The sequence below is a fragment of the Pseudomonas sp. ACM7 genome, from assembly GCF_004136015.1.
GTDB classification, from domain to species: Bacteria; Pseudomonadota; Gammaproteobacteria; order Pseudomonadales; family Pseudomonadaceae; genus Aquipseudomonas; species Aquipseudomonas frigoris.
The window spans coordinates 5071577-5084575 of record NZ_CP024866.1 but is presented as its reverse complement, the minus strand read 5'-3'; the positions used below and the strand labels follow the sequence as shown (position 1 = coordinate 5084575).

The following is a 12999-nucleotide window of genomic DNA, read 5'->3' as shown; positions in this document are numbered from 1 at the left end:
GTTCAAGCCCTCTGACTGGAAACCGACAACACTTCGCCGGTCATGTAGGAACTGTAGTCGCTGGCCAGAAACATCATTACGTTGGCCACTTCCCAGACCTCGGCGGCACGACCAAACGCTTCGTTGGCAGCGAGTTGATCGAGCACCGCCTGAGGGGCGGACTTACGCAGGAAATCGTGCAACGCAATGCTCGGGCTCACCGCGTTGATGCGGATCCCGTAGTCGGCGGCCTCGACCGCGGCGCAACGGGTCAACGCCATGACCCCGGCCTTGGCCGCGGCGTAGTGCGACTGCTCTTTCTGCGCCCGCCAGCCCAGCACCGAAGCGTTGTTGACGATAACCCCGGCACGCCGCTCGATCATCTTCGGCAACATTGCACGGGTCATGCGCATGGTGCCGGTGAGCGTCACATCGAGGACCCGGTTCCACTCCTCATCCGTCATGTCCACCAGCAGCCGTGAACCACCAAGCCCGGCGTTGTTGATCAGCACATCGACACCCTGCAGATCACGCTCGGCACAAGCAATCAGCTGTTGAACCTGAGCTTCATCAGCGACATTGCAGACCTGACCGAAGACCTGTTGCAGACCGGTCGTTTCGCGGATTTTCAACACCGCTTCTGCCAGCCGGCCTTCATGGATATCGCTGATCATCAAGGCGCGGCAACCCTCCTCGGCGGCACGCACCGCGGCGGAAAAACCGATACCGGCCCCGGCCGCGGCCGTGATCAGCACCGACTTGTCACGCAACAGGCCGTGACCTGCAACATAGTGAGGAACAGACATGGAAAACTCCTTGGTCAGGTGCGCAGGCGCGGTTCTTTGGGCATTCCCAGGGCGCGCTCGGCGATGATGTTGCGCTGGATCTCGTTGCTGCCGCCGTAGAGGGTGTCGGCGCGACTGAACAGGTACAGCGATTGCAAACGGGTGAGTTGGTAAGGCGCGACTTCCAGCAGCTCCGCCTCGGCGCCGAGGACGTCCATCGCCAGCTTGCCGAGGCTGGCGTGCCAGGTGGACCAGAACAGTTTGTAGATGGTCGCTTCCTTGCGTAGCGAACCGTCCTGCGCCCCGGACAGCATGCGCAGCGAGTTGTAGCGCATGATCCGCAGCCCGCTCCAGGCCTCGGCCAGGCGCTGGCGCAGGATCGGGTCGCGCGCGGCGCCATTGGCCCTGGCGATGGCGATGATTTCGTTCAGCTCATTGTGAAATTGCATCTGCTGGCCAAGGGTTGACACTCCGCGCTCGAACCCCAGCAGCGCCATGGCAATCTTCCAGCCCTCGCCCGGCGCGCCGATGATGTTGGCGGCGTCGGTGCGGGCATCATCGAAGAACACTTCGTTGAACTCAGAGGTGCCTGTGAGTTGCTCGATCGGCCGCACGGTAATTTCCGCCTGGGCCATGGGCACCAGCAGGAAGGACAAGCCGCGATGGCCAACGCTGCCCGGTTCAGTGCGGGCGATCACAAAACACCAGTCCGACTCATGGGCCAGGGAGGTCCAGACTTTTTGTCCGTTGATCACCCAAGTGCCGCTCGCTTCATCAAGCACCGCGCGGGTCTTGACGTTGGCCAGGTCGGACCCCGCACCCGGTTCGGAATAGCCCTGGCACCAGAAGGACGTGCCGTTGACGATGCCCGGCAGAAAGCGCTGTTGCTGCTCGGCAGTGCCGAACGCGGCAATGGTCGGTCCGGCCAGCCCTTCGCCGATATGCCCCATGCGTCCCGGGCCGCCAGCGCGGGCGTACTCTTCGTGGAAAATCACTTGCTGGCTGATCGACAGACCACGCCCACCGTGCTCCGGCGCCCAGCCCACACACGTCCAGCCGCCGTCGGCGAGTTTGCGTTCCCAGGCTTTGCGTTCCTCGGGAAACATATGTTCGTCACCCGGGCCACCCCGAAAACGCAGGGGCTCAAATTCACCGCACAGGTTCACGCTCAACCAGTCGGCTACTTCCTGACGGAAGCGCTCGTCCTGTTCGCTGAAACTGATTTTCATGGTTGCTCCCCAAGAATCGCCACGGCAATGCGCTCTCGATGCCAGGCAGGTGCGCCGAGAAAGCTTTCGCTGGCGCGGGCGCGTTTGAAGTAGAGGTGCGGGTCGTATTCCCAGGTAAAACCAACGCCGCCATGCAACTGGATCGACTCGGACGCGCAGTGGAAATAGGTTTCGGAGCACTGCGCCTTGGCCAGCGCCGCCGCCAGCGGCAGCTCGGCGGCCACCTGCGGGTCGCCTTCGGGATCGAGGACTTCCTGGGCCACGCAGGCCGCGTAATAACTGGCCGAACGTGCACATTCGACCTGCAGCATCATGTCGGCGGCACGGTGTTTGAGCGCCTGGAAACTGGCGATGGGTCGACCGAACTGCTGGCGTTCCTGCATATAGGCAACGCTCAGGTCGAGCACCTGCTGCGCGCCACCGGTCTGTTCGGCAGCCAAGCCGATGCAAGCCAGTTGCAGCACCCGCTCCAGGTGCGGCCAGCCCGCGCCGAACTCACCGAGCAGGCAGTCAGCGCCGAGGTACAGCCCCTTGAGCTGAACCCGTGCCTGACGACGGGTCTGGTCCATGGTCGGCAATATTTGACGCTCGATCCCTGCCCGGTCCGCATCCACGGCGAACAGGCTGATGCCCGCCTCGCCGGTCGATCCGGGAACCCGTGCGGCGATGATCAAGAGGTCAGCGCTGTGCCCGTCGAGCACATGATTGAGGGTTCCATCAAGCACAAAACCCTCGCCCTCGGTCACCACCGTGGCCTGAACATCCTTGGCCGCCCAGCCGTTGGCGCTGCTGAAGGCCAGCGTAGCGGTGAGGCTGCCGTCGGCGATCAAGGGCAGCCAGCGTTGTTTTTGTTGTTCTCTGGCGGCCAGCAACAGCGCGGGCGTGGCCATGCAGGCGGTGGCGAAGAACGGCGAACACAGCAAGCGCCGGCCCATCTGTTCCAGCAAAATCGACAGTTCGACAAAGCCCAGTCCCAGGCCGCCGTACGCTTCTGGAATATGAATCGCCGGCCAGTACATTTCGCGGCACAGGCGCTGCCAGAGCGCCTCGTCAAAACCTCGCTCGCTGACCATCGCCGCTCGCACGGCGGCAGAATCCGAGACATCGGCGAGAAAGCCCTCGGCCGATGCGCGGATCATTTCCTGTTCGTCGCTGAATGCAAACTCCATCGCGGCGCCTTCTGCTCGTTAGGCGGGGCACGCATGAAGCGACACCCCTCTGGCCTTCGAGTTTGGTGCCAGTGGCACACGACAGAATCGTCAGCCTTGCCTAGTCCGAATGGGCGATGTCGAGGCCGATCCGCCGAGGATCGAACGCCTGGCCCATAGGCGACCGACCCCATCACTTCTGATACCACCCCTGTAGCACTCGGTAACATCCGGCGCTGTTACGGTGCGTCTTTTCAACGACTCGACTTCACGCGCCCCGCCCTACGAGGCCAAAAACAGCCATGGCGTAAATTGTGCATCTAAACGCAATCCAACCCTGCTTGAAGCCACCATGCGCCCCAAGGAACTGAAACTCTGGACTACCGGTGTTGCCCATTTACTGGACCTTCCTCCCGGGCATGCGCGGTTAGCAGGCTTAAGTCACTGGTTGCGGCAAGTATGCCCGGTCGATCACTTCGTTCTGTTCGTCTACGAAGGCAATCATCGGCCGTTGGCGCTGTTCGACACCTTCACAGCCGACAAGCGTGCGGTGTATGTCGATGACTATCAGTGCGGGCCCTATTTGCTTGATCCGTTCTACCTGGCATGCACTCGCGGGCAAGCGCCTGGACTGTGGCGTTTGCGACAGTTCGCACCCGACCACTTCTACCTCGGCGAATATTACCTGACGTATTACCAGCAAACCGGGCTGGCTGAAGAAGTGGCGTTTTTCGTCGACCTCGGTGGCGGCGCCATGGCCGTTCTGTCGTTGATGCGATCCACCGCCAGCTGTGCTTTTGGTCGTGACGAGATGCAGTTGATCGAGTGCGCGCAGGCCGTGGTTGAACAGGTCATCAATGAAGCCTGGCGTTTGCGTCAAGCCCAGCAACCACGCCCGGCGCAGGACCTGGACTTCAAGATCCGCGAAGCCTTCGATCAGTTCGGCGCGCACATCCTCACCGGCCGCGAACAAGAGATTGTCCAGTTGCTGTTACGCGGTCACTCCAGCGCCTCGGTCGCCGAACAACTGAGCATCAGTCCTGGCACGGTGAAGATTCACCGCAAGAACATCTACGCCAAGCTCGGCATCGGCAGCCAGTCCGAATTGCTCGGGCTGTTTATCCGCGACCTTACCGGCCAGGAACTGGTCGTCGAAGCCTGACACCTGAAACCGACTCTATCCCCCAAGGGATATATACAGCGCAAAACCCCGATTGCTAGTTTGGCCCCCGACGCACTGATTCATCACTGCAAGGGAGCCCGCCTCGTGAACAACAGCGTGAACGACACTTCGCCAAGCGATATCGAATTCTGCAACGTGGTCAAACGCTATGGCGAGGTGTCGGCCGTCAACGGCCTGAACTTTGCGGTGCGCCGCGGCTCATTCCATTCCTTCCTCGGCGGTTCCGGCTGCGGCAAAACCACCACCCTGCGCATGATCGCCGGCTTCGAACAGCCCAGTAGCGGCGAAGTGCGCCTGTCGGGCAAGAACGTTGCCGGAGTGCCGGCGTTTGAGCGGCCGGTGAACATGGTGTTCCAGCATTACGCCCTCTTTCCGCACCTGACAGTGGCGCAGAACATCGCCTATGGGCTGCGTTATCGCACCCCGCGACCCGACAAAAAAACCCAACTGCGCATGGCTGATGAAGCGTTGGAAATGGTGCGCCTGAGCGGCTTCGGCCAACGCAAGCCGAGTGAACTTTCCGGCGGCCAACAGCAGCGTGTGGCCCTGGCACGGGCGCTGGTCAACAAGCCGACCGTGTTGCTGCTGGACGAGCCGCTGGCGGCACTGGACCGCAAGCTGCGCAAGGAAATGCAATCCGAATTGCTGCGCCTGCAACGCGAAGTCGGCATCACCTTTGTGCTGGTCACCCACGATCAGGAAGAAGCCTTGTCGATGAGTGACAGCATCAGCGTGATGCACAACGGTTCGATCATCCAGACCGCCACCCCGGAACAACTGTATGAAGCGCCGGCCAGCCGTTACGTGGCCGACTTTATCGGCGAATCCAATCTGTTCAACGGCACGGTTCGTCAAATGCAGGGCGATTCAGTTGTGCTGCGCACCGAACAAGGACTGGAACTGACCAGCCCACTGACGCCCACCGGCAAAGCCTTAAGCGCAGACGTCGCCGGTTGCATCGCGGTGCGCCCGGAGCTGATCAGCATCGCCAGCGCCAACACCGACATGACCCGCGAAGTGAAGCTGCAAGGCTACGTGGAAGACCGCATCTACCTCGGCAACTCCACCGAATACCGCGTGCGCACCCAAGTTTTTGGCGTGGTTTGCGTGCGTGTGCCGCGCCAGCAGGATCACGGCGCCAATGCATTCGAACACGGCGCTGCAGTGAGCGTCGGCTGGGATCACGCCAATGGCCTGGCCATGGCGTTGTAAATCATCGATTCGTTTCATCAACCGAATGTGGAGCGTGCTATGGACCGCAAGACGTTTATCAAAACCCTGCGTAGCTGGCAGAACGGCTCGATCAGCCGCCGCGAGTTCCTTGGCCGCACAGGCCTGGGAATTGCCGCAGCGGTGGTCGCAACCAACATGCCCGGCCTGCTGACTTCCACCGCCGAAGCCGCCGAGCAGGCCAGGCTGGGCGATCGCCTGTCGCTGGCGACTTGGCCGAATTACCACAGCCAGGAAAACCTCGACACCTTCGCCAAAACCACCGGTGCGCGCGTTTCGATGAGCGTGTTCGGTTCCAACGAAGAGATGCTTGCCAAATTGCAGGCCGGTGGCAGTGGCTGGGACGTACTGGTGCCGACCAACTACACCATCAGCACTTACGTTGGCCTGGGCCTGATCGAACCATTGGACCTGTCGCGCATTCCCAACTTTGAGGTGTCGGCCTTCCAGCAAAAATTCATGGCCCAAGGAACGGTGGACGGCAAGGTGTATGCGGTGCCGAAGAACTGGGGCACTACCGGCATGCTCTACGACACCGGCAAACTGAAGAACGGCCCCTCCAGCTGGAAAGAATTCTGGATTGCAGCTCAAGGCCCCGCCAGCGGCCGGACGATGGTTCACGACTACCAACTGACCGCCATCGGCAACGCGCTGAAAAGCTTCGGCTATAGCTTCAATTCTCTTGACCCGAAAGAACTGGCCGATGCCGAAAAACTGCTGATCGAGGTCAAGCCGCACCTGTTCGCCATCAACTCCGACATCCAGCCGTCAATGCGCAGCGGCGATGCCTGGCTGGCGATGTCCTGGACCGGCGATGCCTCTCAGTTGCACCGCGACAACGCGCAGATGCAGTTCGAACTGGGCAAGGAAGGTGGCGAACTGTGGAGTGACTTCTTTGCCATTCCCAAAAGCTCGGAGCACAAGGACGCGGCCTACGCCTTCATCAACTACCTGCTCGATCCGCAGCACAACAAGCTCGAAGTGTTGAGCCACGGCTACCCGAGCGGCGACAAGCGCGTCGATGCGTTGCTGCCCACCGCCATGCTCGACGATCCGATCATGTACCCGGCCGCCGAAGCGCTCAGTCCTCTGGAGTTCGGTGCCGCGGCGACGCTCACCAGCCCGGCGCGGGCAGAACTGATGGCTCGCTTCAAGTCCGCCTGATCGCCTGGCCATGGCCAATGAGGAGTCCCACATGAACGCCGCCACCCACCCGCAAACGGTGCAGCCGGGCAATGCCCTGTCGGTCGAGGTTCGCCAACGGCGCAGCCTCGGCCGGCGGATCACCCTGCTGATGCTCTTGCCCTCGACCTTGTGGTTCTTGCTGCTGTTGTTGATGCCGCTGGTGATCATCCTGGTCTTCAGCTTCGGCGAGCGCAGTGCCGTGGGCGGTTACGCCGGTGGCTTCACGCTGGCCAACTACCTGAACCTCGGTTCCCGTGGCGCGGCGTTCAGTAACACGCTGATGTTGGCGCCGCTGGGCACGCTGGTGTGCCTGGTGGCGGCTTACCCGCTGGCGTATTTTCTGGCGGTCAAGGTCAGCAAGAACCGCTCACTGCTGCTGACGCTGGTGATTGTGCCGTTCTGGACCAGTTTCCTGATCCGCACTTACGCCTGGATTTTCATCCTCAGCGGCAAGGGTATTCCGGCCTTGCTCGCAAGCCTTGGCCTTGAAGACGTGCGGCTGATCAATACGCCGTGGGCGGTGCTGATCGGCATCGTTTACGGCTACTTGCCGCTGATGGTGTTTCCGATTTACGTCAGCCTGGAAAAACTCGACAAGCGTCTGCTCGAAGCCTCGGCGGACCTGGGTGCCAGCGCTTTCGAAAGTTTCCGACGGATCACCCTGCCACTCTCCGCCCCCGGGATCATCACCGGGGTGATGCTGGTGTTCATCCTGTTGATGGGCGAGTTCCTGATCCCGGCCATTCTCGGTGGCGGCAAAGTGTTCTTCGTCGGCAACGCACTGGTCGACCTGTTTCTGCAATCGCGCAACTGGCCCTTCGGCAGCGCGCTGGCGATGACCCTGGTGGCGATGATGCTGCTGATCATCGGCGTGTATTTGAAACTGGTGGCGCGCTATGGCGGCCGCCCTGCCGACGGAGGGTTGTGACATGTGGCTGCGCAGCTATTCGACTTCGCTGTACCTGTTTCTCTACGCACCGATCGCGTTGATCGTGCTGTTCAGCTTCAACGCCGGGCGCAGTGGCCTGGCGTTCGAGTGCTGCTCGGTACAGTGGTTTGGTCGCGCGTTTGGCAACCCGTTCATCATGGAGGCGCTGGGCCATAGCGCGTTCATTGCCTTCACTTCAGCGGTGATTGCCACGCTGTTCGGCACGCTCGCGGTGTTCGGTTTGCAACGTGCCGGCGCCAAAGTACGGTTGCTGTTCGATGCGCTGACCTATTGCGCAATCATCGTGCCCGGGATCGTCATCGGCATCTCGACGCTGATTGCGCTCATTAGCCTGTTCGACCTGATCAACCCGTTGCTGGCGAGCTGGATACCGAGCGTGCCACGGTTGAACATGGGTTTCTTTACCGTGATCGCCGCGCACTCGCTGTTCACCATGGCGCTGGTCATGGTGATCGTGCGCAGCCGCGTCGACTCACTGGACAAGGCCTTGCTGGAAGCCTCGGCCGACCTCTACGCACCGCCAATGCAAACGTTCTGGCGGGTCACCCTGCCGCAGATCAGTCCGGCGATCATGGCCGGGTTTCTGCTGGCGTTCACCTTCAGCTTCGACGATTTCATCATCGCGTTCTTCGTCGCCGGTTCCGAAACGACCTTGCCGATCTACATCTTTTCATCCATCCGTCGCGGCGTGACCCCGGAGATCAACGCGGTTTCGACCGTCATCATCTGCGCGTCGCTGGCGCTGCTGTTCACTTCCCGTCACCTGCAAAACCGCCGCACCGGCGTCCAGGAGTCTCACCATGCGTGATCAGCTTTACATCAACGGCGAGTGGGTCAGCCCGGATCTGGGCGGTTACCTGGACGTCATCGACCCGGCTACTGGACAGGCTTTCCATCGGGTAGCTGCGGGCACCGAAGAAGACGTCGATCATGCAGTGCGCGCCGCCCGGCGAGCATTCGATAACGGCTGGAGCCAAACCACGGGCGCCGAGCGCGCGCAGTGGCTGGAAGCGTTGGCTGATGAATTGGGCAGTGGTCAACAGGCGTTGGCTGAACTGGAAGTGCGCGACAACGGCAAACCGTTGCCCGAAGCGCAGTGGGACGTTGGCGATGCGATCGGTTGCTTGCGTTACTACGCCGGGTTGGCCCGGGAACTGGATCAACAGCAGGACCAACCGCTGGCACTGCCGGACGAGCGCTTTCGCTGCCGAATCCGTCATGAGCCGATCGGTGTCGCCGGGCAGATCATCCCCTGGAACTACCCGCTGCTGATGGCCGCGTGGAAGGTCGCACCCGCCTTGGCCGCAGGGGCCACGCTGGTGTTGAAACCGTCCGAACTGACACCACTGACGGCGCTGGAACTGGCCGCGGCCGCCGACCGCATCGGTCTGCCGGCCGGAGTCCTGAACGTCGTGACCGGTCTTGGAGTCGACGCCGGCGGTCCGCTCACCGAACACCCAGGCGTGGACAAACTGGCCTTCACCGGCAGTGTGCCCACCGGGGCAAAAATCATGTCGGCGGCCGCTCGCGACATCAAGAACATCAGCCTGGAGCTGGGCGGAAAGTCTGCGTTGATTGTGTTCGACGACGCCGATGTCGAAGCAGCGGTGGAGTGGATTCTGTTCGGGATTTTCTGGAACCAGGGCCAGGTGTGCAGCGCCACTTCACGCTTGCTGGTGCAGGAAAACATCGCCTCGCGGTTGATCGAGCGACTGGTTGAGGAAACCCGCAAGATCACCATCGGCCCAGGCATGGAACCCGGCGTGTTGTTGGGCCCTTTGGTCAGCCGAGGTCAACACGACAAGGTCCTCGGCTTTATCGATCAGGGACTGGCCAGCGGCGCACGCCTGCTCACCGGAGGTCGGCAACCGGCGTATCTGCCAGAGGGTTATTTCATCGAACCGGCCATCTTCGACGAGCCCGGACACAGCAGCATCCTCTGGCGCGAAGAGGTGTTCGGCCCGGTGCTGTGCATCAAGCGCTTCAAGTCCGAGGAGCAAGCCTTGCAAATGGCCAACGCCAGCCGCTTCGGCCTCGCCGCCGCTGTGATGAGTGCTGATTTGCAACGTGCCGCCCGCGTCGCCAACCAACTGCGCGCCGGGATTATCTGGGTCAACTGCTCGCAACCAACCTTCGTCGAGGCTCCGTGGGGCGGCATGAAACACAGCGGTATTGGCCGGGAACTCGGCCAATGGGGGCTGCACAATTATCTGGAGGTGAAGCAAGTGACCGAATACGTCAGCGACCAGCCATGGGGGTGGTATCTGAAATAGACGGTTGGTGCCTCAGTTCAAATACCAGCCCCGGCCCCGCCGTTGTATCGGGTAATCGGCTGGGTTTCGAGGTAGTTGTCGTAGCCCCACTCTCCCAGCTCGCGGCCAATACCGCTCTGCTTGTAGCCGCCCCAAGGTGCTTCCACGAAGGTTGGTTGCGAGCAGTTGCCCCAGACGCTCCCGGCGCGAAAGCGTCGGGCGACCCGTTCGCAGCGTGGAAAACGTTTTATACGCTCCTCAATCAACTGCGCCTGGATGACGCCCTTTCACGTTTGAATGCGCAACGCCACGCCTCGCGCATTGACGAGATTGCCAGCGCCTCAGGCTGTAACTCGCTGTCCACTTTCTACCGTTGCTTCAAGCAAAAAACAGGGTGTTCGCCGAAGGCTTATTTGCAGCAACTGTCTCGTCCTGAATAAGGTTTACACCTTCTGGCTTCTTATCAGTAGCAACACAAAATTCATTTCCGTGGCGCAGTCGACCCATCCATCAGCCTTTGACTGGCCCTCCAAAACCTGCACAATTGCCGGCTTTTTTCGCGACAGGAAGTCCCCATGCAACGGATTGTCATTCTGGGCAATGCCGGTAGCGGCAAATCTACCCTCGCCCGCGCCCTCGGCAAGCGCCTGAGCCTGCCCGTGGTTCACCTGGACACGCTGTTCTGGGAGCCCGGCTGGGTCGAACCCGACGCTGAACAGTTCCGCACGCGGGTCCGCGAAGCGATCGCACCGGATGCCTGGATTTGTGAAGGCAATTATGCGCGGCGAACCTTCGACCTTCGCCTGCCCCGTACCGACCTGATCATCTGGCTCGATACTTCGCGGCTCACCTGTTTCACCCGGGTGATCATGCGCAGCGTCATGAACCGCCCTCGCCCTGACCTTGCAGCAGGCTGTACAGAGAAACTCGACCGGGCGTTCCTGACCTTTCTGAACTTCGTGTGGAATTTCGATCGTGGCTATCGCCCAGGTATCGAGGCGGTACGCCTGGCCATAGGCCCGCAAATTTCTACAGTGCACTTGCGCGGTACCCGGCAGATTGCCGCATTTCTCGATAGCTTGCCCTAGGCCCAGCAAGGGTTGTGAAAGAAAACCCTCAGGCTCGCGAAGAAGTCTGTGTGACGCAAAAAGAAAAGTCAGGTTTCGATGTGGCTTTTTTACGACTACATTTATCCGTCAGAACTACCTCTGCATCCATAGACAAGCAGCTAGCGGCACGAGTGCTTACGAATACATGCTCCCCACTTTGAGGATCAGACATGCATCCATCCTTTCTGCAGCGCATCGATGAGCTCGGCGCTCTGCTTGTCCACTCCAATGCAGCACGCATCGATTTCTTCCGGCGCACTAATCGACTGAAGTCGCGCCGCGGTGTTCGCTTCCAGGTGGTGACCATGAAGCTCGGCATCTTTCACGTCGTCGAGCGATACACTGGCAGGACCTGGGCCTACCGTTTCAACTACCGAGAGGCCATGGATTTCGCCATCCAGCTCGAGGAAAAGTCCAACCGCCGGAAGGGAGTAGCGCGGTGATCGCCGATTCTGACTGTCCAACTGTTTCTAAATCGTTTTCACACAGACTGGGTCGTAAGCTGTACGGGTAGGGAATCGCTGGAGAAGGAAATCACGACGGGGCTGAATACGGTTACAGGTGGCTTGAAGATCGAGACTTGTAGCATGCCGCCTGTCTTGCATTCCTGGCCCGGCTTACAAGGTTTGCCGTGCTCGGAAGGGCTTTTCATATCGTTGCAGCAGTCCATCCCCATGTCGTCCATCATCGCCATGCCCATCGTTTTCATTGGGCAAGGTTCTGTCGGTGTCTGCATGCCCGCCATCCCGCTGAGGGGAAGCGGGCCTCAGGCGAATCCAGTCATCGTTCTGCTGGACCTTGCCGTTCCCTGAATATTCACCACCAAGTTCTTCTTGGCGGACTGCTCAATCGTCAGCGCTTCAGTGCTGCCGCTTTTTACGGAGGCCGCACAGCCGCTCAGCAGAGAAACGGCAACGGCGCATGAAAGGAAGATAAAAAACCCGGTGCTTTTCATTGAATTTCCATATCCAAAAAGGTGTGCATGCACACATAAAGTCAAAGGGTATGCCTCATACACCTTCTGGCCGCTTTAGGCCTTTCAATGAGTCCATGGCGGTCTTCAATGAAGAGTCACAACCCTGTGGCTTTCGCCAATCCTGATCCGGTCCAGTGCCCTGTTTAGAGAATCCAAGGCGTCAAGGAGGGCTTTCGCCTCGATCTCTCGACCATCTCCCCAAAGGCGTTCAGCCATTCTGTTCAGGGCATGGATGGCGTGCTCAATTTCATGAGCAGTAGCCGTCGCTGCTACTTTACTTTCCGTCTTTTTCATCGGCATTCAGTAACCCTTCTGCAGGGCATTGCTCTGTCTTTCAATTGTTAGCGCGAATACATCGCCCACCGGAACAAGTGCTGCTTTGAGGCTCGGTGAAGCTGTTGTCGTCATCCGAGCCCAGGACTAGGCGCGCCCTTCACGCCCATACATCTTGCTAACGACGCAAAATTTATCACCATTGAACCGCCACTACGAGCAGCTGCGAGTGGTTTTCATGCTCTCTGGAATTAGCAACAACACGGCGGGCCTTTGCTCACCTTGGAGAAACTGCCTTGTAGGCAGCCATTAACCGAGAGGACATGCAGTGACCACTCAAGCACCGAACCAATCAAGTGATTTTGCAGGATTCGGCCAGCGCCTATAGATCTAGGCATGGCGATGAAACGCAACGAGACCACCGTTAAGGGTAAGCGACCGGCCATGCGAGCGAAGGCATGACCAAAAACTTCCAGCGCGACCACGAAGAAATCGTCTGGTCCGAGGCAATTCCGGACCTGAATATCAGCGAAATCACCGGGTAGTTTTGCGCCAGTACTGCGCAGGCCTGAAACGAGAAAGGGGATCAAGCCGCTAAGTGCTTGATCCCCTACGAATATGGTCGGGACGGAGTGATTCGAACACTCGACCCCTAGCACCCCATGCTAGTGCGCTACCGGACTGCGCTACGCCCCGACTAG

14 protein-coding genes, 1 tRNA gene and 2 pseudogenes are annotated in these 12999 nt (G+C 60.2%); 9 read left to right on the top strand and 8 right to left on the bottom strand.

Annotated features, from left to right (window positions below; genetic code table 11):
- Positions 1-2: 2 nt before the first annotated feature.
- Genes CUN63_RS24210 through CUN63_RS24200 form a run of 3 tightly spaced genes read right to left on the bottom strand, consistent with a single transcriptional unit; the run spans position 3 to position 3162 of the window.
- Entirely contained in the window at positions 3-785 is a 783-nt protein-coding gene (locus CUN63_RS24210) for an SDR family oxidoreductase (protein ID WP_129443123.1), read from the bottom strand.
- Positions 786-799: 14 nt separating this feature from the next.
- Positions 800-1993 (bottom strand): acyl-CoA dehydrogenase family protein, encoded by a 1194-nt coding sequence (locus CUN63_RS24205; protein WP_129443121.1) that lies wholly within the window; start codon positions 1991-1993, stop codon positions 800-802.
- Positions 1990-3162: an acyl-CoA dehydrogenase family protein gene (locus tag CUN63_RS24200; RefSeq protein ID WP_129443119.1), complete on the bottom strand. Its 1173-nt coding sequence runs from the start codon at positions 3160-3162 to the stop codon at positions 1990-1992. Before CUN63_RS24200 ends, CUN63_RS24205 begins: the two co-directional genes overlap by 4 nt.
- 331 nt (positions 3163-3493) lie before the next feature.
- Here CUN63_RS24200 and CUN63_RS24195 point away from each other — a divergent pair, with 331 nt between their 5' ends.
- The 6 genes from CUN63_RS24195 to CUN63_RS24170 all read left to right on the top strand — a co-directional run bounded on the left by CUN63_RS24195 (position 3494) and on the right by CUN63_RS24170 (position 9961).
- A complete protein-coding gene (locus tag CUN63_RS24195; RefSeq protein ID WP_129443117.1) occupies positions 3494-4303 on the top strand; it encodes a response regulator transcription factor in 810 nt (269 codons plus the stop codon).
- Positions 4304-4408: 105 nt separating this feature from the next.
- Entirely contained in the window at positions 4409-5536 is a 1128-nt protein-coding gene (locus tag CUN63_RS24190; RefSeq protein WP_371928189.1) for an ABC transporter ATP-binding protein, read from the top strand.
- Positions 5537-5575: 39 nt separating this feature from the next.
- The gene (locus CUN63_RS24185; RefSeq protein ID WP_129443115.1) at positions 5576-6718 is read left to right on the top strand and encodes a PotD/PotF family extracellular solute-binding protein; all 1143 of its coding nucleotides are present in this window, start codon (positions 5576-5578) and stop codon (positions 6716-6718) included.
- Positions 6719-6749: 31 nt separating this feature from the next.
- Positions 6750-7667, top strand: a complete 918-nt coding sequence (locus CUN63_RS24180; protein WP_129443113.1) for an ABC transporter permease — start codon at positions 6750-6752, stop codon at positions 7665-7667.
- 1 nt (position 7668) lies between these two features.
- The gene (locus CUN63_RS24175; RefSeq protein ID WP_129443111.1) at positions 7669-8496 is read left to right on the top strand and encodes an ABC transporter permease; all 828 of its coding nucleotides are present in this window, start codon (positions 7669-7671) and stop codon (positions 8494-8496) included.
- Positions 8489-9961, top strand: coding sequence for an aldehyde dehydrogenase family protein (locus CUN63_RS24170; protein ID WP_129443109.1), 1473 nt, complete (start codon positions 8489-8491; stop codon positions 9959-9961). The genes CUN63_RS24175 and CUN63_RS24170 overlap by 8 nt, the downstream gene beginning before the upstream one ends.
- A 12-nt stretch (positions 9962-9973) precedes the next feature.
- Here CUN63_RS24170 and CUN63_RS24165 read toward each other — a convergent pair.
- A pseudogene (locus CUN63_RS24165) lies at positions 9974-10176 on the bottom strand (aldehyde dehydrogenase family protein); the annotation flags it as partial.
- Here CUN63_RS24165 and CUN63_RS31845 point away from each other — a divergent pair.
- The 3 genes from CUN63_RS31845 to CUN63_RS24150 all read left to right on the top strand — a co-directional run bounded on the left by CUN63_RS31845 (position 10117) and on the right by CUN63_RS24150 (position 11492).
- On the top strand, positions 10117-10380 hold the full coding sequence (locus CUN63_RS31845) for an AraC family transcriptional regulator (RefSeq protein WP_256657579.1): 264 nt from the start codon (positions 10117-10119) through the stop codon (positions 10378-10380). The pseudogene CUN63_RS24165 and the gene CUN63_RS31845 overlap by 60 nt on opposite strands.
- A 135-nt stretch (positions 10381-10515) precedes the next feature.
- Positions 10516-11028 carry an AAA family ATPase gene (locus tag CUN63_RS24155; RefSeq protein ID WP_129443107.1) on the top strand — a complete coding sequence of 171 codons (513 nt, stop codon included), beginning with the start codon at positions 10516-10518 and terminating at the stop codon, positions 11026-11028.
- 191 nt (positions 11029-11219) lie between these two features.
- Positions 11220-11492 (top strand): hypothetical protein, encoded by a 273-nt coding sequence (locus CUN63_RS24150; RefSeq protein WP_129443105.1) that lies wholly within the window; start codon positions 11220-11222, stop codon positions 11490-11492.
- Between the two features lie 38 nt (positions 11493-11530).
- Here the strand turns inward: CUN63_RS24150 and CUN63_RS24145 are convergent.
- The 4 genes and pseudogenes from CUN63_RS24145 to CUN63_RS24125 form a co-directional block, all read right to left on the bottom strand.
- Positions 11531-11809: pseudogene (locus tag CUN63_RS24145) on the bottom strand (hypothetical protein); the annotation flags it as partial.
- A 6-nt stretch (positions 11810-11815) separates the two neighbouring features.
- A complete protein-coding gene (locus tag CUN63_RS24140; RefSeq protein WP_256657578.1) occupies positions 11816-12004 on the bottom strand; it encodes a hypothetical protein in 189 nt (62 codons plus the stop codon).
- A gap of 105 nt (positions 12005-12109) precedes the next feature.
- Complete coding sequence (locus CUN63_RS24135) at positions 12110-12325, bottom strand: hypothetical protein (RefSeq protein ID WP_129443101.1); 216 nt, start codon at positions 12323-12325, stop codon at positions 12110-12112.
- 592 nt (positions 12326-12917) lie between these two features.
- Positions 12918-12994, bottom strand: a tRNA-Pro gene (locus tag CUN63_RS24125).
- Between the last annotated feature and the right edge of the window lie 5 nt (positions 12995-12999).